We start from the raw sequence: 21,931 nt of genomic DNA, 5'->3' as shown, positions 1-21,931 counted from the left end.
ATGCAACACGCGATGTCTCCTCCAAAGACATGTCGCAGGAGTATAACCGGAGCCGTCCGGATGACTGTGTCTCTTTTGCTTGAAATTGTTTTCGATGTGAGAGCGCTAATGCCGAGGCGTGTTTTCAGTTGTCGGCTTTGCTGCGGAGGTCTCGCATTGCATCGCGCAGCACCGCGAAAACGTACGGTTCCAGCGATTGCGCAACGTTGAAGCGCAGGAAACCGCCTGCCGAGCGGGAGGGGCTGAAGACGTCGCCCGGCGCGAACAGCACGCCTTTTTCCAGAGCATGCCGGGCAATCTGGCCGGAGTCCAGCCCATCCGGCAATTTTGCCCAAAGGAACATGCCGCCTTGGGGTTCGGTCCAGAGCGTGAGGCCCTCCGCTTTCAGGCGGCTGGCAGTTAGCGTCATGGCATCGGCCAGCTTGGCACGAAGGCTGTCGACATGGCGGCGGTAGGTGCCGTCCGTCAAAAGTGCATGCACGATCTGCGGCGACAATGCATTCCCGCCAAAGCTTGTTGCAAGCTTCAGGTCGGTGAGCCCGTCGATCCAGTCACGACGCCCGGCGATATAGCCGACGCGAGCCGCCGCCGATAACGTCTTGGAGAAGCTACCGATATGCAGGACACGATCGAAGCCGTCGAGTTCGGCAAGCAAGGGCGCGGGAGAGGGATGGAAATCACCAAAGATGTTGTCCTCCACGAGCGTGATGCCGTGCGCTTCCGCAAGTTTCAGCAGCCGGTGCGCAGTGGCCGGCGTCATCGAGCCGCCGGTTGGGTTATGCAGCCCCGCATTGGATATATAGAGTTTCGGCGCGTGCTCGCTCGCAGCTCTGGCAAAGGCTTCGAGGTCCGGGCCGGTGTAGGTATAGGGAACGCCGACGAGCTTTACACGGTGCGTCAGAAGCACGGCCTGAAAATTGAAATAACAGGGATCATCGACCAGCACCGTATCTCCCGGCTGCAGCAGATAGCGGCAGATAAGATCGATGGCCTGCGTGCCGGAATCGGCCAGCAATATTTCTCCGCTCGAAACGTCGATCCCCTGTTCGCCGAGCCGGTGCGCAAGATGCTGGCGTAGCGGGCGAAAGCCGAGCGGTTCGCCATAGGTGGCAAGGTTGCTTGTCTCGTCGCGGGCGACCATGCGCATGGCGCGACGGATTGCGTCCTGCGGGAGCCATGCGTCGGGAAGCCAGCCGCATCCGGGTTTAAGCGTGGTGTCGCCTGCTTCAAGCGATTGCCGCATGACCCAGAAGGGATCGATCTGACGCTCCTTGTGTGGCGTGGCAGCGGCGAGCGAAAGCGGCTGGCGCGCGCGCTCCGAAACATAGAAGCCCGCGCCCCGACGCGACTGGATGATCCCTTCAGCTACCAGTCGGTCATAGGCTTCGACGACGGTGGATTTAGACACGTTCATGGTTTCGGCGAGGCGACGGATGGAAGGCAGCCGCGCGCCGGGTGCGAGGCTCATCGCGGTAATGCGTCCGCGAATAATGCCCATCACTTTTTCCACGAGCGGTATTTTGTCGAAGGCGGCGTCTTCCTTGCCGCGCTCGATTTCCCCGCTTGCATAAGCGGCTTCTACAGCTTCGAGGCTGCGCAGCAGGCCCGTCGAGATCATCTGTACTATTCCTTGTACCAGTACAGTTTGCCAGAATTGTCCGGAAACTGTCCCTGATTAATCCGGCAGTTTCACGGCATTGTCTCGCGAATCCTTATACGATTTTAGAGAAAGCCGAAAAGACACGATGAGCAAGAATGTTGGGAATAAGACTGCGGGATGGATCAACGGGTTTTTGGGAGTATTGATTTTTTCCGGGTCGCTGCCTGCGACACGGCTGGCGGTAATCGATATCGACCCGACCTTCCTGACAATGGTGCGCGCATCGATTGCAGGCGTGCTGGGACTGGCGCTCCTGCTGGCGTTCCGGGAACCTTTTCCTCGCCGTAACGATGCCATTTCGCTGATTGTGGTGGCGCTTGGCGTGGTCGTCGGCTTTCCGCTTCTGACGGGGCTTGCGCTCCAGCATATGACCTCCGCCCATGCGATTGTCTTTATCGGATTGCTGCCGCTCGCTACCGCAATCTTCGCTGTCCTGCGCGGCGGCGAGCGCCCACGCCCGATATTCTGGCTGTTTTCGGTGGTGGGAAGCCTGATTGTCGCTTCCTATGCCTACGGACAGGGAAGCCAGTCCACGCTGCTGGGTGATGTGCTGATGCTTGCCGCTGTCATCGTTTGCGGCCTGGGCTATGCGGAAGGGGCGCAGCTTTCGCGCAGGCTCGGCGGCTGGCAGGTCATCTGCTGGGCGCTGGTGTTCTCGCTGCCGCTCATGCTGCCGTTAAGCGTGATGACGCGGCCTGAGACATGGGCAGGCATCGGCGCACCGGCCTGGATAAGTCTCGGCTATGTTTCGTTGTTCTCGATGCTGATCGGCTTTTTCTTCTGGTATCGCGGCCTGGCGCAGGGTGGAGCCGCCACTGTCGGCCAGCTGCAGCTTCTCCAGCCCTTCTTTGGGCTTATGCTGGCTGCCGGTATCGCAGGGGAATCCGTCAGCATGGGGATGGTAGCGACGGCGGCTGTTGTGGTCGTCTGCGTGGCGGGTGCCAAGCGGTTTGCCTAAATAAATGCCCAGACGGTCGTGCGCTTGACCTCCGCGTCCTCCAGGGCGCGGGTCACGGGCACCGTATAGACAGCAAGCTGTTGCAGCTTGTCCTTGGGCAGATAGGCCCGGCCCGGATCACCAACGATGATACGGGCGCCGCGTGCCGCTAAGGCTGAAAACCATGGAATGAGCCGCTCGGCGAGCGGCTTTTCATAAAAGACGTCTCCGGCCAGAATCACGTCCCAGCCGGCATCCTGCCCGATGAGGTCATCCAAAGAGGGGGCAACCGCCACGCCATTGGCCTCAGCATTGAGTTCGATGGCCGGGCCCGCGAAGGGATCAATGTCAGAAGCCAGCACGCTTGATGCGCCCGCCCGCATGGCGGCAATGGCGACAAGGCCGGAACCCGAGGCGAAATCCAGCACCGTCTTGTCCTTCACCGTTTCGGGATGATCCAGAATATAGCGCGCCACACCCTGACCGCCCGCCCATGCGAAAGCCCAGAAGGGCGGCGGAAGGCCGATCGTGGCGAGCTCTTCCTCCGTCTTGTGCCAGAGGTCGTGGGCTTCATCCGCCAGATGAAGGCGAATTTCCGGCACATGCGGTGGCGCTTGCAGACTGGTGTTAGCCAGAATGAAATCGCGCGCGCTTTTATGGGCCGGATCGAGCATCAGATATCTTTGACGTCCAGTCCGCCCATGCGGCAGACTTCGATCCATTCGTCTTCAGTCACCGGCTGTACCGAAAGACGCATCGAGGTGACGAGCGCCATTTTCTCCAGCTTCGGATTGGCCTTCACATCTTTCAGCGTCACCGGCTTCGGCATGTCGCGCACAGCCCGGATATCCACGCATTCCCAGCGCGGATCGTCCGTTGTGCTGTCATGGTGCGCCAGCGCGCAGACCTCGACGATGCCGACCACTTCCAGCCCTTCATTGGAATGGTAGAAAAAGCCCTTGTCGCCCAGTTTCATGGCGCGCATGTTGTTGCGCGCCTGATAATTGCGCACACCGTCCCACTGCTCGCCTTTTTCGCCACGGGCTTTCTGCATGTCCCATGACCATTTGAACGGTTCGGATTTGAACAGCCAGTAAGCCATCAGTCAAAAGCCTCAAGCGTTAGCCGGATTGTTGATCGCCCAGTTCCACGGACGCACGGTCACGCTGTCGAACAAGCCCGCCAGCGCATAAGGATCGTTGGCGGCGATCTTTTCTGCTGCGGCCTTGTCGGCGGCTTCGACAACGACCAGGCTGCCGTTCGGCTTGCCGTCTTCACCAAGGAAGGGGCCTGCGAATTTCAGCCTGTCGCCAAGACCCTTGAGATAGTCGAGATGCGCAGGGCGCGTATCGAGGCGCACTTGCAGGTGGTTCGGCTTGTCGTTGCACAGAAGAGCAAAAAGCATCGTCAATTATCCTTTCCGTTGAGCATGGTCTTGTCCGAAAACCGGTTCCCACTTTTCGGGATCACGCTCTAATCTTCGGTCTTGAGTGGTCGGGTGAGCAGAGCCGTCACGGCTTCGTCAATGGTGATGGTGCCATCCAGCAACGCTCCCGTCGCATCGATGATGGGGGCGGAGATGGCGTGTTTGCGGCATAATTCGGCGGCGATCGGCGCGGTGGCCACGCCTTCGGCAAGCGGGCGGTTGGTGAGGTCTTCGCCTCGTCCAAGCGCCAGCCCATAGGAATAGTTGCGCGATTGGGAGGACGAGCAGGTCAGCATCAAGTCGCCGAGGCCGGAAAGGCCCATGATGGTTTCGGGTCTGGCGCCCATGGCCTGCCCGATGCGGCGGAGTTCCGCAAATCCGCGCGTGACGAGGGCGGCTTGAGCGCTCGCGCCATAGCCGCGCCCGACGGCTGCCCCGGCGGCAATGGCCAGCACATTCTTCAGCGCGCCGCCGATCTCGACACCTTTGAGATCGGTTGTCGAATAGCAGCGGAAAGCCGGGCCGGACAGGAGTGCTGCAAGCTGGTCGGCAGTTGGGGCGTCCTCGCAGGCAACGGTCACGGCGGTCGGAAGTCCGCGCGCCACGTCGGTGGCGAAACTCGGACCGGAAAGGGCTGCGATCCGGTGGTTCGGCAGGACTTCCGCCACGACCTCCGACATCAGCCGTCCGGTGCTGCGTTCTATCCCTTTGGCGCAAAGCACCACGGGAGTGCGTTGCGCAATGAGATCAGACAACTGCGAAAGTCCGGCACGCATGGCCTGTGCTGGGATGACTGCCAGAACCGCATCAGCCCCCCCCACCACAGCCGCCGCATCCGTGCTTGCATGAATAGCGTCGGGAAGCACGATTTCGCCCAGATAACGCGTATTGCGATGTGTTCGGTTGATGGCATCGACTGTTTCGTCATCGCGGGCGTATAGCCATGTGTTATGGCCGCTGCTGCATGCCATGGCAGCAAGAGCAGTGCCCCATGCACCGCCGCCCAAAATGGCAATTTTCGTGCTCATGCCTTCGCTCCGCGTCGTCCGGTTCCGATCAGCGGCGCCGACTTTTCATCGAGCGGCCAGCGCGAGCGCGGTGCAAGGTCGAGCCTGTCGGGCGCTTCGGTCGCCGCCCGTTCGGCACCGGCCCAGGCGATCATTGCGGCATTGTCCGTGCACAGATCGAGCGGTGGAGCGACAAAGCTGAAACCATGCCGGGCGCATAGGGTTTCGAGCGCGGTGCGCAGGGTCTTATTCGCCGCAACCCCGCCAGCGACAACGAGCGCCGGTGTTTCACAATCTGGGAATTCATTCTTGAAGCGTTCAAGCGAACGACCCACCCGGTCGGACAGCGTGTCGGCGACCGCAGCCTGAAAAGAGGCGCACATATCGGCCACGTCCTGATCCGACAAGGGAACAAGTTCGGTTGCTGTCTGGCGCACTGCGGTCTTGAGACCGGAAAAGGAAAAATCGAGCCGTGCTTCGCCTTTCAATGGCCGCGGCAGGGCGAAACGCTTCGGATCGCCCTGAAGCGCCATGCGTTCGACTGCCGGGCCGCCCGGATAAGGCAGGCCCAGAAGCTTTGCGGTCTTGTCGAAAGCTTCGCCAAGTGCATCGTCAATCGTGGTGCCGAGGCGCTCATAGTCGCCAATACCGCGCACCAGCACCATCTGCGTGTGACCGCCGGAAACGAGCAACAGCAGATAGGGAAAAGACAGGCCATCGGTCAGCCGGGCCGTCAAGGCATGGCCCTCCAGATGATTGACGGCATAAAAAGGCTTTTGTGCCGCCATGGCCAGCGCCTTGGCTGTCATCAGCCCGACGATCAGCCCGCCGATCAATCCCGGCCCCGCCGTGGCGGCGACCGCATCGACGTCGGCAAGTTTCATGTCAGCGTCGTCCAGTGCGCGGACAACCAGCCGGTCGAGCGCTTCGACATGGGCGCGCGCGGCGATCTCCGGCACCACGCCGCCATAGGGTTCGTGCTCGGCGATCTGGCTCAGAACCACGTTGGACAATATCCGTCCTCCGCCCTGATCGTCCCGTTCGACGATTGCGGCGGCTGTTTCGTCGCAACTTGTTTCTATTCCAAGAATGCGCATTTGCGGTTAGACCCTGCCTGTCTCATAATTCATTTGAAAAATCCGGTACCATGGACGAAGCAATATGCAAACAGCATCCTTGAAGAATGGCACGGTGAAGATTGGCACGCGCGGCAGCAAGCTCGCTCTCGCGCAGGCCCATGAAACGCGTCGACGCCTGATGAAGGCGCATGGTCTTCCGGAAGAGGCGATAGAAATAATAGCCATGTCGACGGCGGGCGACCGCATCCAGGATCGCGCGCTTTCTGAAATCGGCGGCAAGGGGCTTTTTACCGAAGAAATCGAGCAGGCGCTGACGGACGGTCGAATCGATCTTGCCGTCCATTCGACCAAGGATATGCCGACGGTTCTGCCGGATGGTCTTCATCTTTCTGTTTTCCTTGAGCGTGAAGATCCCCGCGATGCTTTTATCGGCCGTACGGCTTCCCGGCTTCTCGATCTGCCGCAGGGCGCGACAGTCGGATCGTCATCATTGCGCCGTCAGGCCTTGATCCGCCGCCTTCGGCCCGACATACAAGTGGTAATTTTCCGCGGCAATGTCGATACCCGCTTGCGTAAGCTGGAAGCCGGGGAGGTCGACGGGACTTTTCTCGCCTGCGCGGGGTTGCGGCGTCTGGGCCTTGGTGACGTCATCACCGATCTCGTCGATCCGGAAAGCTTTCCGCCCGCGCCGGGACAAGGCGCGATCGGGATCGAAACCCGTATTGGCGATACGCGCATTGATGCGCTGCTGGCCCCGCTTGCGCACCGCGAAACAGGCATAGCGCTTGCTTGCGAACGGGCCTTTCTCGCTGCCCTTGACGGTTCCTGCCGCACGCCGATTGCCGGGCTTGCGACCGTTGACGGCGACAGGGTGTCCTTCCACGGCATGATCCTGAAGCCTGACGGGACTGAGGCGCATGAGATAAGGACCGAGGGACCGACATCGAATGCTGCCGCACTCGGCACGGACGCAGCGGAGCGGTTGCGCGCGAAGGCCGGTCCCAAATTCTTCGAGGGCTGGGAATAGATTTGGCGGGACCTGCACTCATCGCATCTCTTGGCCGGGTTTTGGTAACGCGGCCGCAACCGGCAGGCACCCGGACTGCCGCGAGACTGGCGTCAAAAGGCTATGAGGCGGTTTTGCTTCCGCTGAGCCGGACCGTTGCGCTTTCTTTTGCTGTGCCCGCCGGTCCATTTGCGGCTTTGACAGTGACAAGCGCGAATGCCTTTCACCACATGGACATGGAACAGCTGAAGCCGTTTCTTGACCTGCCGCTCTTTGCCGTGGGGCAGGGAACGGCGCAGGCAGCGCGGAAGGCCGGTTTCGGCAGCGTGATTGATGGCGGCGGCGACGCTGTTCGGCTTGCGGCGACCATGCAGCGCGAACTTCCAGAAAAAGCTCGTATCCTTTATCTCGCCGGACGGGTGCGCCAGCCGGTTTTCGAGGACCAGATGCGGGCCGCAAAACTCGATATGCATGTTGTCGATGTCTACGACACCGAGACGATTGCTTACACGGCCGCGTCCCTCCAAACTGCGCTGGGCGATGCGCCTTTTGCCGCAGTCATGCTCTATTCCGGTGTTGCGGCGACGAGCTTTGTGGATGCGATGCGCAGAGTCGAACCGCCTTTTGATAAAAAAACGCGCTTTTTGTGCATTTCCCTCCGCGTAGCTGATCGATTGCCGCCCGTCTGGCGGGCGAACGCGCTTGTTGCGGACCATCCGGATGAGGAGGGACTTTTCCGGCTGTTCGCCAAACTTTGACTCATTTTGGCGCAACCTTCCTTCATCTGGCGATTTTATCTGTTAGAGTTGAGACAACCAATTGGTACTTCGAGAGGATCCATGGCGAAATCCGGCACTCCGCGACATTCCAAACCTGCCCGCAACCCCGTGACGATTAATCTCGATCCCTCGGATGTGAAGCGGGTTGACGAACCGGCGAAGGCGACACCGGACGCGGAACCAGTAGGAACCTTTTCAAAAACCGAGAGCCTGAAGACGGAAACCGCAAAGCCGGTACCGCCGAAAGGGGAATCGTCAACCGCCGAAAAGCCCGCCAAAACTGAAAAGCCGGAAAATACAACCTATGCCGGACCGCCCTTTACATCGGGTGTGAAACCGGAAATCCAACAGCCTGCGCAAAAAAGCGGTGCGGGCGCGTCGCATCTTCTGGCTGGTATTGCCGGCGGCGTGATCGGCCTTGGCGGTCTGCTGGCGCTGCAATGGGGCAATGTCGTCCCGTCACCCGGCGCGAAAGTGACGGCGGAACAGCTGGCGCATATGGAACAGCAGATCGCCAATCTGCGCAGTAATCCGGCACCGGCTCCGCTTGACGATGCAAGCCGGGCACAGCTTGCGGCGCTGGAAAAGAATGTTCAGGCGGCTGAAATCAAGGCAGAGGCAGTCGCGGGCTCCTTCGCCGACCTCCAGCAGCAAATGGCGGCCTTGCCGAAGGAAGCCGGGCAGCAGGCCGAGGATACTACTGCCTTGTCCGCACGGCTTGATGCGCTGGAAAGCAAGCTTTCGGCGGCACAGAGCCGGGCCGACGAGGCAACAGCCGGAGTGACCGGGAACAGCGGCACGATTTCATCGCTCGAATCGAAACTGACCTCCTTGCAGGAAAAGGTCAGTGAGGCTTCACGCCAGCCCGACGCGACGGCGCTCATCGCGGCGAATGCGCTGAAAATGGCGATTGATCGTGGTGGTTCGTTCAAGGCGGAGCTCGACACCTACGCGTCTGTCGTGCCAGATGAAACGGCCATCGAACAGTTGCGCGCCCATGCCGACAAGGGCGTTCCGACTGTAGCAGATTTGAATGCATGGTTCGGCGCCGTCGCAAACCGGATTGTCGCGACCGAGAACAAACTGCCTGCCGATGCCGGAATTTGGGACCAGCTCGTCGCCAGCGCCAGAGGATTGGTAAGCGTGCGCCCGGTTGCGGGCAATGTCAGCGGAACCGGCGTTGGACCGATCACTGCCCGTATGGAAGCAGCCCTTCAGGCTGGTGATCTGGAGCGTGCGCTCACCGAGTGGGAACAGCTGCCCGCCGATGCCAAGGCGACCTCGCAGGAGTTTGCCGATCAGATGCGGGCACGGCGTGATGCCGATGCGCTTGTGCAGCAGCTCGTCGCCGACAGCTTGAAACCCAAGACGTCCGCAGATGAAACCGGTGGGGCTCCGGCCTCTTCCGGCCAATAGGAGGCGGGGCGATGTTGCGGGTCCTGTTCTATCTCGTCATCGTTGCTGCCCTTGGCTTCGGTTTTGCATGGCTTGCGGACCGTCCGGGCGAACTCGACGTCACTTTCGCGGGCAACCATTACAATGTGCCGCTGATTACCGCCGTTGCAGGGATCGTGGCGCTTGTCGCGGCCATCCTCATCCTGTGGTGGCTGGTCAAAAGCATTATCCAGTCCCCCTACACGCTGCGCCGTCATTTTCGTGCACGCAAGCGAGACCGGGGCTATCAATCGCTTTCGACCGGATTGATTGCGGCCGGTGCCGGGGATGCCGAAGCCGCGCGCCGCATGACGAAGCAGGCTGGTCAGTTGCTGAGTTCCGATCAGGAGCCGCTGATAAAGCTTCTGGAAGCACAGACCGCTATGCTCGAAGGGCGCACGGAAGATGCCCGCAAGGGTTTCGAGGCGATGGTGGACGATCCTGAGACACGGCTGCTCGGCTTGCGTGGGCTTTATATCGAAGCGCAGCGCGTTGGCGCTCGCGACGCCGCCCGTCATTATGCCGCTGAAGCCTCCGCCCAAGCTCCGCAACTTGAATGGGCCTCGTCGGCGATGATGGGCCAGCTTTGCGCGGAGGGCGATTGGGATGCGGCGTTGAAGCTCGTCGATGCACGCAAGCAGGCGCTCGCCCATGGCAAGGATGTGGTGAAGAAGGAACGTGCCGCGCTTTTGACCGCCAAGGCGATGGCGGTTGTCGATGTCGATCATGCGCAGGCACGGACGCTCGCGCTGGAGGCGAACAAGCTCGCACCCGATCTGGTGCCTGCCGCCGTGGTTGCGGCACGCGCGCTATTTTCCGATGGCGATATCCGGAAAGGCTCGAAAATTCTGGAGGCGGCCTGGAAACGGGTTCCGCATCCCGATATCGCTTCAACCTACGTCTATGCTCGATCGGGCGATACAGCCCAGGACCGCCTGAAGCGTGCAAGGCATCTCGTATCGTTGCGCTCCAACAATGCCGAAGGTAGTCTTGCTCTGGCGCGTGCGGCTTACGAGGCGGGTGATTATCGTCTTGCCCGCGACAATGCCGAGCAGGTTCTGCGCGCCTCCCCCCGCGAGAGCGCCTATCTATTGCTCGCCGACATCGAAGAGGCCGAAACCGGCGATCAGGGCAAGGTTCGCGAGTGGCTGGCGCGCGCCGTCAGGGCGCCGCGCGATCCTGCGTGGACCGCCGACGGCTATGTTTCCGAACAATGGTCGCCGGTATCGCCGGTCACGGGGCGGCTGAACAGTTTCGAGTGGAAGGTTCCGGTGGTGGAACTCGCTCCAGCCATCGAGGCGGAAAAACCCGAAATCAAGGGGCCGGTGGAAACGAAACCGGACAATCCGATTGTTCTGCCAAAGCCGAGGGAAAAGGCCGACGCGATGGCTGCAGCCGCCCGGCCTGAGCACAAGCCGGCTGTTCGCGATGTTGAGGAAGCCGAAGTCGTCGTGCCCGCAGCCGAGCCGGTCAAAGCGCGCTCGGTGCCTCCGGCGCCTCAGTTGCAAGAGATGAAGCCGCCTCTGGTCGACGACGTTGCTGGCGCAACGGATTCTGAGGATGAGCAGCGTCACGCGCATATCGTGGTGGATGATCCGGGCGTCGATAAAAGCAAAACTACGCAAAAGGCGCAGAGCGGATTGCGGCTTTTTTGATTCTGCCTTCGCTGATCGTTGCCGAAAAACAACGCAGCGCAACTCTTGGACGGTAAACGGTTGTATAGGCCGTTTACCGCCTTGCGCGACGTGCTGAGCCCGTTACCTTCAATCTTGTTGATGAAAATATGCCAACGCCGCTGATATGGCCGGCAAGCTTTGAATGTGGCAGCGAGGTTGAATGTTCGATCGTTTTCTGGATTTTCTAAAAGAGCTTCCGGCCAGCGGTTTTCGTGACCGGAATGAAAAATTTTCCAATGACGACCCGCGACTGGCTGCTGCCGCCCTGCTTTATCACATCATGGATGCCGTCGGTGAAACGCGGGAAAGCGAGCGCAAGAAGCTCTCTTCCATGTTGTCGCTGAAATATGATCTGAAAGGCGACAGTCTGAAGCAGCTGATCCGTGCTGCGGAAAAAGCCGATCAGGAAGCCATTGACCTGTCAGATTTCACGTCTGTTCTGAAGCGGCAGCTTGACTATCAGGCGCGGCTCGACCTGATCGGTCTGATGTGGGACATGGTCTATGCCGACGGCAAGGTGAGCGAAGTCGAGGCAGACGTGATGTGGCGGGTGGCCGAACTGGTTGGCATCAGTCACGATGACCGGAATGCCATACAGGATCGGATGGATAAGGCGAACCGCAGCGCGTCCACTTCCTGACGATCCGGGGTCGGTTTCAACAGTCAGGTTCGCCCCTGCAGGTGTCGTGCCTTGCGCAATTGCGGGAACATTGCAGCCCAGACGACGGCAACGGCAATCGATCCCAGTCCACCGATGACTACGGCGGGAACGGCGCCGATGGCCGCGGCCATAAGCCCGGCGCGGAATTCCCCCAACTCATTCGATGCGCCGACAAAGACCATGTTCACTGCATTGACGCGACCGCGCACGTGGTCGGGCGTCCACAATTGCATCAGGGTTTCCCGGATATAGACGCTGATCATGTCAGCGGCGCCCGCAAGCGCGAGGGCAACGACCGACAGCCATGTCAGGGTAGAAACGCCGAAAATTATATTGAAGAAGCCGAAGAGACCGACGAATAGAAACATCACGCGGCCTGCATGGTCGCGGATGGGATGTCCGGCCAGCCAGACAGCCGTCAGAACGGCGCCAATTCCGGGTGCGGAGCGCAGCAGTCCGAGTCCCCAAGGTCCGAGATCAAGGATATCGCGCGCATAAATTGGCAGGAGGGCCACTGTTCCGCCGAGGAGAACGGCGAAGAGATCCAGTGAAATCGCGCCGAGGACAATCTTTTCCTTCCAGATATAACGGAAGCCAGCCAGCATGCTCGTCAGCGAACGCCGTTCTGCAAGGGTGTGCTGCCTTGGTCTGGGGATGGAGAAGATGAGCACGGAACCGATCAGCAGGAAGACAGTTGCTACGGAATAGGCCGCCACCGGCGAAATCCCGTAAAGCAGACCGCCTGCAACCGGACCGACGATTGTTGCCACCTGCCATGCTGACGAATTCCATGAAACGGCGTTGGCGAAATCCTCTGTCGGCACCAGGTTCACCACGAGCGATGCGGAGGAGGGACCGAGAAACGCGCGCGCCACGCCGAAAAGTGTCAGTGCCGCAAAGACGGTCAGGGGCTCAAACAGGCCTGCGAGCGTCAGGCCGAGCAGCAATGCCGTCACGATGCCTTCCAGAATGAGCGAAAGACCCATGATGAAGCGTCTGCCGAAGCGGTCGGCGGCGGCACCGGTCACCAGAACGAGCAATAGGGACGGCAGAAATTGCACCAGGCCGACCATGCCCAGATTGAACGCGTCGCGTGTCAGGTCGTAGATCTGCCAGCCGACCGAGACGCTTACGATCTGGACCGCAAAAGCGCTCAGGAAACGGGCGCCCCAATATTTTTTGAAGGCAGAGTGTCGGAATGCTGCGTAACGATCAGCAGAGGAAGCGTCGGTTGCGGGAGACATTGCTCATTACATCTGAGGCATTTCCAGCAAAAGCGCGAAGCGACCTTGCGTCGGACAATGCGTGACACCAAGAAATTAGATGTTACTTACAGCATCCCTCCCATGATCGGAACCACTTTATGGAACTATTTTGTGGGGTGCTGGCAGGAATTGCGGCACAACCCTGAACGCAGGAAAGGCCGGTTTGAGCCGGCCTTTCCCTTGCTGCCATTTCGGAATCAATCCTTGCCGAGCAAGCCTTTCCAGATGATTGCGCCGATGGCGGCGCCGACAAGCGGTGCAACCCAGAACAGCCAAAGCTGGCCGAGTGCTGCCGTTTCGGCAAACAGGGCAACGCCGGTCGAGCGAGCCGGATTGACGGAGGTATTGGTGACCGGGATCGAAATCAGGTGGATCAGAGTCAAGCCAAGGCCGATGGCGATCGGAGCAAAGCCAGCCGGCGCCAGCGAAGAGGTCGATCCGAGAATGATGATGATGAAAACGCCGTGAGGACGATTTCAATAAGCAGGGCCGCCATCATGCTATAGCCGCCCGGCGAAAGCTCGGCATAACCGTTCGATGCAAATCCTCCGGGGGTGAAGCCATCCTTGCCAGAAGCGATCAGGAAAAGCACGGCCGCGGCCGCGATGGCCCCCAGGACCTGCGCAACCCAATAAGGGACAAGGTCTTTAGCCGGAAGGCGGCCTGCAACCACGAGTCCCAACGAAACGGCAGGATTGAAATGGCCACCGGAAATGCCGCCGACGGCATAGGCCATGGTCAGGACCGTCAGACCAAAGGCGAAGGCTACGCCCAGAAAGCCAATGCCCAGCTCAGGAAAGGCCGCGGCGAGGACCGCGCTGCCGCAGCCTCCGAAAACGAGCCAGAATGTGCCGAAAAATTCAGCCGACAATTTGTTCAGCATGGAAATCCCCAGGGTTGGTGTAGTGAAACTGCTGCATGCGAATCATTTAGCAAGAAGCATATAATCGCCTTTTTCTTTCTACAGCCATGTTTAACTTGCTTGTCGATGTTCGTTTCCTGTGGATTTATCCCATCGTTCCAGTAAATAGGGAGGCTATTCTTATTATATTCGGTTCTGCTTTTATATCTCTTCTAATTCGGGTTCCGGTGTGCCTTCAACGTTGTCGGACCGAGCTTTTTTTAAAGCCGGTAAACCCGTTCGGCTATATTGCGGAAAGGGAGCGCGGCACGTTATAAGCACAGATGTCGAACGGGCGACGCTCTCCATCGCAGAAGCGATTGGCGGGTGGTTCGCGGGGCAGATTGGAGTTGTCAGCCTTGAACACTCATCGTGGGACGAAAGCGCAAAGGCTCGTTTCCGGGACAGCCAAAATCGTTCCGATCGTTGCAGCCCTGTCCGGCTGTACGGCGACGGCGTGGACCGAAAAAGTGAAGATCGACAGCAGTCCCATGCCGACCGAATGCGCAGGCTGGCAGAAGATCGACCTCAAGCAGCGCACGACATTGGTCCTCCTGCGTGAAGATCCGCGCCTTGTGGTCGAGATCGACTCGCACAACCTCAAGGGTCGCAATCTCGGCTGCTGGCAGTAGCAAACAATCCACCAGCGTTTTGTGAGCCGCGCCTGCTAAGCCCGCTCCGCCAGTCGGACGTCGACTTTTTCGATGGTGCCGTGCAGCGCGGGCAGCATCGTCTCGAATTCGATATATTCGCCGGGTTTCAGCATCGTTTCTCCCGAAGCCAGACGGCGTTCCCGTTTGCTGCCGTTGCTGTAGGTGATTACGACGATCAGCGGAGGCGCAATGCGTTCTTCCGAGGTGGTGTTGCGAATGCGCCCGCCGACGCTCAGAACATCGCTATTCTCCGGCATGTTGGTTTTGAGGTCGGTCAGCTGAAGCGCTGGAACCAGTGGCAGCAGCGGCTGTCCGCGAGAAGCCGGTTTGTCGGCAAGCAGCGTATATCCGCCCGCTACCCAGAAGGCGCTTGTCGCGCAAAGAGCGACGAAGACCCAGTATCCGAAACCTGGCCATTCGCTGGTCGGACCGGTTTTGGACGCGAATTTGCGCGATGCGTACGGCTTTTGCGAAATGACGGTGAAGAAGGATTTTCGGCGAGGCGAAGCCGGGACGATAGTCTCGAATTCGGCATCCTCGACAGGACCGTGATCGACGGCAAACCACGCGGTGGGATGGTCTTCGCGCGAAGGTGTCCGCGACATCTGCGCTGTTGATGGTCGTTTCGCCATCATGACGTCATCTTCCTTTGCGTTTTCGCTCCTTCGACCGGCGTTATAGACTGGCTCATATTGGTTAATGCTTCATGGCCGCAGTCGCGATCATGCATTTTTTAAGGCTCGCTCGGGCTGAATTAACGCAACATTAACCATAGAGGATAAAGGTCGATCCGATATCGATGTCATCCGTGCGTCCTTCAGCGCGGACAATTGAAGAGAAACAGCCCGGTGATACGTTTCGAGAATGTCGGCCTGCGATATGGAATGGGTCCTGAAATCCTGCGCGATGTCAGTTTTCATATTCCGCCGCGTTCATTCCAGTTCCTGACCGGACCTTCCGGGGCGGGAAAAACCTCGCTTATGCGCCTTCTCTTCATGGCGCTGAAGCCGACGCGCGGCCTCATCAATATTTTCGGCAAGGATGTTGCCCGGCTCAATCATGCGGAAATACCGCTTCTGCGCCGCCGTATCGGCATCGTTTTTCAAGATTTTCGCCTGCTCGACCACATGACCACTTATGAAAATGTGGCGCTTCCGCTACGCGTGCGCGGGAAGGAAGAGGCGACCTATCGTCACGAGGTGGAGGAGCTTCTGCACTGGGTTGGGCTGGGCGATCGCATGAATGTGCTTCCCCCCGTCCTTTCGGGCGGTGAGAAGCAGCGCGCCGCAATTGCCCGGGCGCTGATCGACCAGCCGGAACTGCTTCTCGCAGACGAACCGACCGGTAATGTCGATCCGCCGCTCGCAAAGCGTCTCTTGCGGCTTTTTACCGAGCTGAACCGTTCGGGTACGGCTGTCATCATAGCGACCCACGACCTGTCCCTCATGGATCAGGTCGATGCGCGGCGCATGATCCTCGAACATGGGCGGCTCGACATCTATGATTGATGCAAAGAACGCCTTACAGCGTAAATTTGATGATGTCCGTCTCCGTTTGGAAGACCTGAAGGATATGCTGCTTGTCCGTATCGGCAAGCGTCGGAAGCGTCAGGGGCCAAGTCCCATCGTTCCCGATGGCAGCGTAACGGGCACCGCGCTCGTCATTGTGATTGCCATCATGACCTTTCTGGCATGTTTGACGATGGGCGGCGTTACGCTCGTTCGCGCCTCGGCCGCAGCCTGGCAGAGCCAGATCGCACGCGAAGCCACGATCCAGATCAGGCCTGTCGATGGACAGGACATGGAAAAGGCGTTGACCCAGGCGAGCGAGATCGCACGCGGTTTTGCTGGCGTCAAAGGCACGAGCATTATTGATAAGGATGCGACCGCGCGGTTGCTTGAACCATGGCTCGGCAGCGGTCTAAACATCGATGAATTGCCTGTGCCGCGTCTGGTCGTCGTCACCATCGACGAAAATGCACCGCCTGACTTTGAAACCATGCGTGCTGAAATCACACGAGCCATTCCGGCTGCAACCTTTGACGACCATCGCACCTGGGTCGACAGGCTTGTCTCGATGGCGCATACGACCGTACTCGTCGGGACGGGTGTCCTCGGGCTTGTGATCGCGGCAACAGTCCTAACTGTGATCTTTGCCACGCGCGGCGCAATGTCGGGCAACGGACACATTATCGAGGTGCTGCATTTCATCGGTGCGGAATCGAAATTCGTAGCGCGCGAGTTCGAATGGCATTTCTTCCGCACCGCCTTGAAGGGCGCACTGTGCGGCGGTGCAACGGCGATGGTCGTGTTCCTGGTCTTTTCCTGGTGGGCATCGAGCCATATGGCGACGCCCGAAGGCGATCAGGCGGCCGCCATGTTCGGCAATTTCGCTATCGGGCGCAGCGGGTATATCGGTGCCGGCGTCATCATCATTCTGGTCAGTTTCCTGACCATGCTGACCAGCCGCCTGACGGTGATCCGCCAGCTTGCAACCATGGACGGCCCGGGGGTGCGCTCCGAATGAAGACCTTTTCCGATACGGGCGCTTTCAGGACGGGATTTTCAGCCGCTTCTCCGACTTCTCGCCGCAATGCTGGCTATGATGGAAGACGAGATGACGCGCGAACCCCGCAAGCGCTATCGGGCGGGCACCGGTCGAGTGACGATGCAGTGGCACAGAGGCAGACAGCAAACGGATTGCCCAAAGATGTGGTCTGGCGCCGCAGCCGGAACCACGTCCACCTGCAATCCTTTGCACTTGCGTCCGGTAATTTCCTGTGGTCTGTCATGATCCGCATGTTCAGACGTTTCCAGCCGGTTTCCATCGTTCTGTTTATCATTCTTCTGGCGTTTCTCGTCGGCTTCGTTGCGTTCGGTGAAAAGGTCACCAGCATGCAGCCGCCGACTATCGATGAACCCGCCGATGCGATCATCGTTCTGACCGGTGGCCAGTCCAGAATTCAGGCTGCGGTCAACCTTCTGAAAGACAAGCGCGGAAAGCGGCTTCTGATCAGCGGTGTTCATCCGTCGACCAACGAAAAGGCACTGCAGCGCGCAACACATGCCGACCAGAGCCTGTTCGATTGCTGCGTCGATCTCGACCGCTCGGCGCTCAATACCATTGGCAATGCTGCGGAAAGCGAACGCTGGATTCGCACAAACAATTATCGCCGTGTGATCCTGGTCACCAACAATTATCATATTCCGCGCAGCACGCTGGAAATGTCCTATCTCATGAAGGACGTGGAATTCATCCCCTATCCGGTGGTGAACGGGGAGCATCGCGAACACAGCTGGGTGGCCGAAGGCGACACGTTACGCGTGCTCTTCATTGAATATGTGAAATATCTGGGCGCCGCAGTCCGTGTGGGTGCAAACGAGTTGTTGGGAACGCAGCCCGAACAAAGCGCGACGGCGGAGAACTGATCTCTCCTACAAATTACGATTTCCTGATGGAAATGGCCGATCTTCCTGATATATCGGTGCCGTCACTTTCCGAAGAAAGTCCAGAATTTGTGCGTGATCGTTTGCCGGAACCCGGAAACGAAAATGCTTTAGCCAGGGTCTCCGCCGACTGATGCTTCTCTACCTGCGCTCAATCCTGTTCAATGCGGCGTTTTATATCTGCACACTCGTTCAGATGATCGTCTATACCCCCTTCTATTTCCTGTTGCCTCGCAAGAAGGCGTGGATCGTGCCGAAGCTGTGGGCACGCGTCAATCTCTGGCTCCAAAAGCACATCGCTGGCACCGACTGTGTTGTCGAGGGACTGGAGAACATTCCCGAAGGTGCCTATATCTGCGCGCCAAAGCATCAATCGGCTTGGGATACCTATGCTTTCCTGCCCTATCTCGATGATCCGGTGCTGATCCTGAAGCGGGAATTGATGCGCATTCCGCTTTTCGGCTGGTATATCGCCAAGATGCAGATGATCCCGGTCGACCGGGGCTCCCGTGTCAAGGCGCTGCACTCCATCACCAAAGGAGCGGAAAAGGCGATTGCCGATGGCCGCCAGATTCTCATTTATCCCGAAGGAACGCGCAGGGCGCCGGGCGCTCCGCCGCAATATAAATACGGCATCGTTCACCTCTACGAAGCGCTCAATATTCCGGTCGTTCCGATTGCGCACAATGCGGGCCTTTACTGGCCGCGCCGCAAGTTCCTGCGTTATCCGGGAACCGTACGCGCCCGTATTCTCCCGCCCATTCCGCCGGGCCTGCCGAAAGAGGAATTCCTCAAACGGCTGATCGAAACGACCGAGATGGCTTGCGACGAATTTCTGCTCGCGGCCAGCCGCGATCCCAACCCGCCCCCGATGCCGCCGACAGCCGTTCAACGGCTGAACGAGCTCGGCGTTTAACCTTCACCCAATGTTAACGGCCTGATCACGTTCAATTGCGTTGCGAGAACGACAATTCGCCGCGTTTTCTAGAACTTTCGTTTTTCTTGCGTGCAACCTTGAAACCCGTTATCAGAGCCCGACACGAAAGGACACATCATGAATATTGATGCCATCTCCATCGGCTCCAATCCTCCTGAAGACGTCAACGTCATCATTGAAGTGCCTGTCGGCGGCCAGCCGATCAAGTACGAGATGGACAAGAAGGCCGGCGCCCTCATCGTCGACCGTTTCCTCTACACGCCAATGACCTATCCGGGCAATTACGGCTTCGTGCCGCATACGCTTTCGGAAGATGGCGATCCGATTGACGTTCTCGTCTGCAACACCCGTCCGCTGGTTCCCGGCTGCGTGATCAATGTTCGCCCCATCGGCGTGCTGGTCATGGAAGATAATTCCGGCAAGGACGAGAAGATCATCGCCGTTCCCTCGCCGCACCTGACGCGCCGTTACGAGAAGATCCACGACTATACCGATATGCCGGAGATCACTCTGAAGCAGATCGCGCACTTCTTTGAACACTACAAGGATCTGGAACCCGGCAAGTGGGTGAAGATCGGTGACTGGGGTGACGAAGATTACGCACGCAAGTTCATTGTCGAAGCTATCGAACGCGCCAAGAACAAGTAAGCGGCAGCTTCTCGATCAGTCTAAGCAAAAGCGCCCGGCGATGTCCGGGCGCTTTTGTATTTGTACTGATGGTTAGTTGCGCGTCAGCTTCCGGCCCACTTTTCGGAAGGCGTTTTTAAAGGAAAAGTGGCAGCAGTCTCGTCCACATGAACTGGCGGATGAAGAAGATGATCAGCAGCAGGATGATCGGGGAAATATCAATGCCGCCAAGATTGGGCAGAAGATTGCGGATCGGCCGCAGGACGGGTTCCGTTACCTTATAGAGAAACTCCCCGATCGAAGCCACAAACCGGTTGCCGGAATTGACGACATTGAACGCATAGAGCCATGAGAAAATGGCACTCGCAATAATGATATAGGTATAGATATCAAGCGCCAGATCAATGGTGCGGAACAATGCGATCATAGGGGCCTCCTTGGCAATTGGCGGAGATGTAGCGGTTGCACCGGGCAAGAACAAGGGCTGAGCAGCGGAGTGCCGGAATTTTTGAGAAGCGCTGCGCCTGCCTTCTGCTACTTAAATCGAATTTTGGTTGATAGTGCGGTGGATGAGATCATTAACGTGTTCCAGCCAGTGGTCGCGCACCCGCATATTGCGCAGATGCTGAAGCGTATTGGTAACATAATCCACATTGGCTCCGGAATCGCCACGGGCGGACGCAACGATTGCGGCTGCGTTCTCGGCTGAAAGCGACCCCGCATACTGGATATGGTGCCGGTCGGCGACATAAGTGACTGCATCCACACTGCGGCCGTCAGCGAGGCGCAGGCGAAGGTGCTTTTCGTGATAGACCTGGTTCGACATTTCGCGTTCGCGCAGATAGGTCATCACCTCGTCGCTCATGTCGCCGGGTACGCGAAAAGCGATGCCAAGGCAGGAGCCGCCAGCGTCCAGTCCGAGGACTAGGCCCGGATGCTCGGGTGTTCCGCGATGGACATGGGAATAGATGCACAGGCTGCGCCTGTAGCCATAAAGACGCGCGCGAACCGTTTCCACATGTGCAAAGCCCGGTCGCCACATCAGCGAGCCGTAGCCGAAAACCCAGAAATCGTTCATTTGCCTGTCATCGTGAACCATGGCCATCACGTTGCCTATAATGATTAAAGCGCATCCCGAAAAGTGTGAAACGGCTTTCGGAAAAGATGGGCTTCAACACAAATCGAAGGAGCGTCATTTGATCCAATGTGATCGAACCGCGTTCTTGCCAATATCGATTTTCACCAGCAATCCACGGATATCCCTCGATTTTTCTTGCTCATCCCTTCACAAGGCACAATCCTGCCATAATATGGCCACCAGTCGAGAGGAGCACAATGTTAACGAGCTTTCGGATCTGGTCCGAATCCGGCGCGGGTTCCTCGAAACAACTGACTGATAAATAAGGCTTTTGAAATGGCGCATAGTGGAATGAACGCACCGAAAGCCAGAAAGCGTCCTATAACGCTCCTCGTCATTCTTGCTGTCTTGGTCGCTGGCTACACGGCAGGCTGGTTCTATGTTGCAAACAAGCTTGAAGCACGGGCCACGGCTGACATGGCCAGGCTTGCTGCGCAGGGCGTCGGGGTAAAATGCGAAGACCTCCGCATGGGCGGTTATCCGCTGCGCGTCAATGTCGTCTGCGATAGTATTTCATGGCAGCGTCCGTCCGAAGGCATGTCGTTCCGCGCCGGGCGATTTACCTCCGGGTCTCCTGTCTACGCGCCGCGTTCCCTGTCGAATGCGCTGACGGGACCTGCCTTTATCGAATTTCCCGGCCTCGCGCCGCTCGAAGTGAACTGGAGCAAATTTATCTCCAACACGCGGCTGGCGCGTCCTTTCCCGACCGAAATCGAACTGGCCGCCCGTGAGGTCGCGGTTGGTCTTCGCACGGAAACGACGACAACGGAGCCGCTCAGCACGCTGGAACAGATGGATTTCCGCATGAGCGAAGCGGACGGCACCTTGAAAATCAATGGTCGCTTCGCCGGATTGAAGCTTGCCAAGGCCGCGATAGGCAACGCTGCCAGCCCCGAGATCGATGGTCTGGCCGATATTGACGTAGCCGATGCCGCGACGTTGCTCGCAAGGAGCGACGCGCCTTTTCATCAACGGTTGCGCGGCCATTCCGGCAACATCAATCAGGCTTTCCTGTCCATGCCCAATGGAGCCATGGTTTCGGTTGCGGGACCGTTTTCCGTCGATGCGGACGGGCTGATCAATGCCGACGTGAAGCTGACGCTGGTCAATCCGCAGTCGCTGGCACAGGCTGGACAAACGGTGTTTCCGGAGCAGGGCGGCAATATAGCCACCGTGCTGTTTGCTCTTTCCGCCATGCCGAAAGACGAAAAAGGCAACCCAGTGATGGAGATCGCCATCCGCAAGGGCAAAGTCAGCGCCGGCTTCATTCCGCTGGGGCGGTTGCCCGCTCTTTAGCGG

Annotated in this window: 23 protein-coding genes and 1 pseudogene; 13 read left to right on the top strand and 11 right to left on the bottom strand. The window is 58.8% G+C overall.

Annotation, left to right across the window (positions count from 1 at the left end):
• Positions 1-124: 124 nt before the first annotated feature.
• The gene (locus tag F9K78_RS12895) at positions 125-1,618 is read right to left on the bottom strand and encodes an aminotransferase-like domain-containing protein (protein WP_121984922.1); all 1,494 of its coding nucleotides are present in this window, start codon (positions 1,616-1,618) and stop codon (positions 125-127) included.
• A 127-nt stretch (positions 1,619-1,745) separates the two neighbouring features.
• On the opposite strand from F9K78_RS12895, the gene F9K78_RS12890 reads away from it, so the two are divergent.
• Positions 1,746-2,618 carry a DMT family transporter gene (locus F9K78_RS12890; protein WP_121984921.1) on the top strand — a complete coding sequence of 291 codons (873 nt, stop codon included), beginning with the start codon at positions 1,746-1,748 and terminating at the stop codon, positions 2,616-2,618.
• On the opposite strand, the gene F9K78_RS12885 is transcribed toward F9K78_RS12890, so the two are convergent.
• The 5 genes from F9K78_RS12885 to tsaD form a co-directional block, all read right to left on the bottom strand.
• On the bottom strand, positions 2,615-3,271 hold the full coding sequence (locus tag F9K78_RS12885) for a class I SAM-dependent methyltransferase (protein ID WP_121984920.1): 657 nt from the start codon (positions 3,269-3,271) through the stop codon (positions 2,615-2,617). The two genes, F9K78_RS12890 and F9K78_RS12885, sit on opposite strands and share 4 nt — an antisense overlap.
• Positions 3,271-3,699, bottom strand: coding sequence for an EVE domain-containing protein (locus tag F9K78_RS12880; protein ID WP_121984919.1), 429 nt, complete (start codon positions 3,697-3,699; stop codon positions 3,271-3,273). The genes F9K78_RS12885 and F9K78_RS12880 overlap by 1 nt, the downstream gene beginning before the upstream one ends.
• A gap of 12 nt (positions 3,700-3,711) precedes the next feature.
• Positions 3,712-4,002, bottom strand: coding sequence for a YciI-like protein (locus F9K78_RS12875; RefSeq protein ID WP_121984918.1), 291 nt, complete (start codon positions 4,000-4,002; stop codon positions 3,712-3,714).
• A gap of 68 nt (positions 4,003-4,070) precedes the next feature.
• Positions 4,071-5,051: an NAD(P)H-dependent glycerol-3-phosphate dehydrogenase gene (locus F9K78_RS12870; RefSeq protein WP_121984917.1), complete on the bottom strand. Its 981-nt coding sequence runs from the start codon at positions 5,049-5,051 to the stop codon at positions 4,071-4,073.
• Positions 5,048-6,127 (bottom strand): tRNA (adenosine(37)-N6)-threonylcarbamoyltransferase complex transferase subunit TsaD, encoded by a 1,080-nt coding sequence (gene tsaD, locus F9K78_RS12865; RefSeq protein WP_121984916.1) that lies wholly within the window; start codon positions 6,125-6,127, stop codon positions 5,048-5,050. Before tsaD ends, F9K78_RS12870 begins: the two co-directional genes overlap by 4 nt.
• A 64-nt stretch (positions 6,128-6,191) precedes the next feature.
• On the opposite strand from tsaD, the gene hemC reads away from it, so the two are divergent.
• The 5 genes from hemC (at position 6,192) to F9K78_RS12840 (ending at position 11,644) form a co-directional block, all read left to right on the top strand.
• On the top strand, positions 6,192-7,136 hold the full coding sequence (gene hemC / locus F9K78_RS12860) for a hydroxymethylbilane synthase (protein WP_121984915.1): 945 nt from the start codon (positions 6,192-6,194) through the stop codon (positions 7,134-7,136).
• Between the two features lie 2 nt (positions 7,137-7,138).
• Positions 7,139-7,873 carry a uroporphyrinogen-III synthase gene (locus tag F9K78_RS12855; protein WP_121984914.1) on the top strand — a complete coding sequence of 245 codons (735 nt, stop codon included), beginning with the start codon at positions 7,139-7,141 and terminating at the stop codon, positions 7,871-7,873.
• Between the two features lie 81 nt (positions 7,874-7,954).
• Positions 7,955-9,310, top strand: a complete 1,356-nt coding sequence (locus F9K78_RS12850) for a COG4223 family protein (protein WP_121984913.1) — start codon at positions 7,955-7,957, stop codon at positions 9,308-9,310.
• Between the two features lie 11 nt (positions 9,311-9,321).
• Positions 9,322-10,983 (top strand): heme biosynthesis protein HemY, encoded by a 1,662-nt coding sequence (locus tag F9K78_RS12845; protein WP_121984912.1) that lies wholly within the window; start codon positions 9,322-9,324, stop codon positions 10,981-10,983.
• A gap of 181 nt (positions 10,984-11,164) precedes the next feature.
• Entirely contained in the window at positions 11,165-11,644 is a 480-nt protein-coding gene (locus F9K78_RS12840) for a tellurite resistance TerB family protein (RefSeq protein WP_151682228.1), read from the top strand.
• 23 nt (positions 11,645-11,667) lie between these two features.
• Here F9K78_RS12840 and F9K78_RS12835 read toward each other — a convergent pair whose 3' ends face one another.
• Positions 11,668-12,909: an MFS transporter gene (locus F9K78_RS12835; RefSeq protein ID WP_121984910.1), complete on the bottom strand. Its 1,242-nt coding sequence runs from the start codon at positions 12,907-12,909 to the stop codon at positions 11,668-11,670.
• Positions 12,910-13,127: 218 nt separating this feature from the next.
• Positions 13,128-13,813: pseudogene (gene aqpZ, locus F9K78_RS12830) on the bottom strand (aquaporin Z).
• Positions 13,814-14,190: 377 nt separating this feature from the next.
• On the opposite strand from aqpZ, the gene F9K78_RS12825 reads away from it, so the two are divergent.
• On the top strand, positions 14,191-14,463 hold the full coding sequence (locus F9K78_RS12825) for a hypothetical protein (RefSeq protein ID WP_121984909.1): 273 nt from the start codon (positions 14,191-14,193) through the stop codon (positions 14,461-14,463).
• A gap of 35 nt (positions 14,464-14,498) precedes the next feature.
• Here the strand turns inward: F9K78_RS12825 and F9K78_RS12820 are convergent, their stop codons facing one another.
• Positions 14,499-15,119: a hypothetical protein gene (locus F9K78_RS12820; protein ID WP_151682227.1), complete on the bottom strand. Its 621-nt coding sequence runs from the start codon at positions 15,117-15,119 to the stop codon at positions 14,499-14,501.
• 249 nt (positions 15,120-15,368) lie between these two features.
• On the opposite strand from F9K78_RS12820, the gene ftsE reads away from it, so the two are divergent.
• The 5 genes from ftsE to ppa all read left to right on the top strand — a co-directional run bounded on the left by ftsE (position 15,369) and on the right by ppa (position 19,515).
• On the top strand, positions 15,369-15,992 hold the full coding sequence (gene ftsE / locus F9K78_RS12815; protein ID WP_235925422.1) for a cell division ATP-binding protein FtsE: 624 nt from the start codon (positions 15,369-15,371) through the stop codon (positions 15,990-15,992).
• On the top strand, positions 15,985-17,010 hold the full coding sequence (locus F9K78_RS12810) for a cell division protein FtsX (RefSeq protein ID WP_376903007.1): 1,026 nt from the start codon (positions 15,985-15,987) through the stop codon (positions 17,008-17,010). The genes ftsE and F9K78_RS12810 overlap by 8 nt, the downstream gene beginning before the upstream one ends.
• Entirely contained in the window at positions 17,007-17,912 is a 906-nt protein-coding gene (locus F9K78_RS12805) for a YdcF family protein (RefSeq protein ID WP_121984907.1), read from the top strand. Before F9K78_RS12810 ends, F9K78_RS12805 begins: the two co-directional genes overlap by 4 nt.
• Before the next feature lie 151 nt (positions 17,913-18,063).
• Complete coding sequence (locus tag F9K78_RS12800; RefSeq protein ID WP_121984906.1) at positions 18,064-18,846, top strand: lysophospholipid acyltransferase family protein; 783 nt, start codon at positions 18,064-18,066, stop codon at positions 18,844-18,846.
• Between the two features lie 138 nt (positions 18,847-18,984).
• Positions 18,985-19,515: an inorganic diphosphatase gene (gene ppa / locus F9K78_RS12795; protein WP_006467934.1), complete on the top strand. Its 531-nt coding sequence runs from the start codon at positions 18,985-18,987 to the stop codon at positions 19,513-19,515.
• Positions 19,516-19,630: 115 nt separating this feature from the next.
• Here the strand turns inward: ppa and F9K78_RS12790 are convergent, their stop codons facing one another.
• Positions 19,631-19,921: a YggT family protein gene (locus F9K78_RS12790; protein WP_121984905.1), complete on the bottom strand. Its 291-nt coding sequence runs from the start codon at positions 19,919-19,921 to the stop codon at positions 19,631-19,633.
• 111 nt (positions 19,922-20,032) lie between these two features.
• Positions 20,033-20,599 carry a gamma-glutamylcyclotransferase gene (locus tag F9K78_RS12785; protein WP_121984904.1) on the bottom strand — a complete coding sequence of 189 codons (567 nt, stop codon included), beginning with the start codon at positions 20,597-20,599 and terminating at the stop codon, positions 20,033-20,035.
• 309 nt (positions 20,600-20,908) lie between these two features.
• Between F9K78_RS12785 and F9K78_RS12780 the strand changes: the two genes are divergently transcribed.
• Entirely contained in the window at positions 20,909-21,928 is a 1,020-nt protein-coding gene (locus tag F9K78_RS12780) for a DUF2125 domain-containing protein (RefSeq protein ID WP_121984903.1), read from the top strand.
• Positions 21,929-21,931: the final 3 nt, after the last annotated feature.

The organism is Brucella pseudintermedia (assembly GCF_008932435.1).
GTDB classification, from domain to species: Bacteria; Pseudomonadota; Alphaproteobacteria; order Rhizobiales; family Rhizobiaceae; genus Brucella; species Brucella pseudintermedia.
The sequence above is the reverse complement of the archived record's forward strand: the minus strand, read 5'-3'. Positions and strand labels throughout refer to the sequence as shown.

Bases quoted from the DNA above. Each gene is read 5' to 3' on its own strand.
- F9K78_RS12785 (WP_121984904.1), bottom strand. From the start codon at position 20,599: ATGGCCATGGTTCACGATGACAGGCAAATGAACGATTTCTGGGTTTTC.
- F9K78_RS12850 (WP_121984913.1), top strand. From the start codon at position 7,955: ATGGCGAAATCCGGCACTCCGCGACATTCCAAACCTGCCCGCAACCCC.
- F9K78_RS12885 (WP_121984920.1), bottom strand. From the start codon at position 3,271: ATGCTCGATCCGGCCCATAAAAGCGCGCGCGATTTCATTCTGGCTAAC.
- F9K78_RS12820 (WP_151682227.1), bottom strand. From the start codon at position 15,119: ATGATGGCGAAACGACCATCAACAGCGCAGATGTCGCGGACACCTTCG.
- F9K78_RS12870 (WP_121984917.1), bottom strand. From the start codon at position 5,051: ATGAGCACGAAAATTGCCATTTTGGGCGGCGGTGCATGGGGCACTGCT.
- ppa (WP_006467934.1), top strand. From the start codon at position 18,985: ATGAATATTGATGCCATCTCCATCGGCTCCAATCCTCCTGAAGACGTC.
- F9K78_RS12840 (WP_151682228.1), top strand. From the start codon at position 11,165: ATGTTCGATCGTTTTCTGGATTTTCTAAAAGAGCTTCCGGCCAGCGGT.
- F9K78_RS12895 (WP_121984922.1), bottom strand. From the start codon at position 1,618: ATGATCTCGACGGGCCTGCTGCGCAGCCTCGAAGCTGTAGAAGCCGCT.
- F9K78_RS12810 (WP_376903007.1), top strand. From the start codon at position 15,985: ATGATTGATGCAAAGAACGCCTTACAGCGTAAATTTGATGATGTCCGT.
- F9K78_RS12780 (WP_121984903.1), top strand. From the start codon at position 20,909: ATGGCGCATAGTGGAATGAACGCACCGAAAGCCAGAAAGCGTCCTATA.
- F9K78_RS12800 (WP_121984906.1), top strand. From the start codon at position 18,064: ATGCTTCTCTACCTGCGCTCAATCCTGTTCAATGCGGCGTTTTATATC.
- F9K78_RS12835 (WP_121984910.1), bottom strand. From the start codon at position 12,909: ATGTCTCCCGCAACCGACGCTTCCTCTGCTGATCGTTACGCAGCATTC.
- F9K78_RS12790 (WP_121984905.1), bottom strand. From the start codon at position 19,921: ATGATCGCATTGTTCCGCACCATTGATCTGGCGCTTGATATCTATACC.
- F9K78_RS12890 (WP_121984921.1), top strand. From the start codon at position 1,746: ATGAGCAAGAATGTTGGGAATAAGACTGCGGGATGGATCAACGGGTTT.
- F9K78_RS12845 (WP_121984912.1), top strand. From the start codon at position 9,322: ATGTTGCGGGTCCTGTTCTATCTCGTCATCGTTGCTGCCCTTGGCTTC.
- hemC (WP_121984915.1), top strand. From the start codon at position 6,192: ATGCAAACAGCATCCTTGAAGAATGGCACGGTGAAGATTGGCACGCGC.
- tsaD (WP_121984916.1), bottom strand. From the start codon at position 6,127: ATGCGCATTCTTGGAATAGAAACAAGTTGCGACGAAACAGCCGCCGCA.
- ftsE (WP_235925422.1), top strand. From the start codon at position 15,369: ATGGGTCCTGAAATCCTGCGCGATGTCAGTTTTCATATTCCGCCGCGT.
- F9K78_RS12880 (WP_121984919.1), bottom strand. From the start codon at position 3,699: ATGGCTTACTGGCTGTTCAAATCCGAACCGTTCAAATGGTCATGGGAC.
- F9K78_RS12875 (WP_121984918.1), bottom strand. From the start codon at position 4,002: ATGCTTTTTGCTCTTCTGTGCAACGACAAGCCGAACCACCTGCAAGTG.
- F9K78_RS12805 (WP_121984907.1), top strand. From the start codon at position 17,007: ATGAAGACCTTTTCCGATACGGGCGCTTTCAGGACGGGATTTTCAGCC.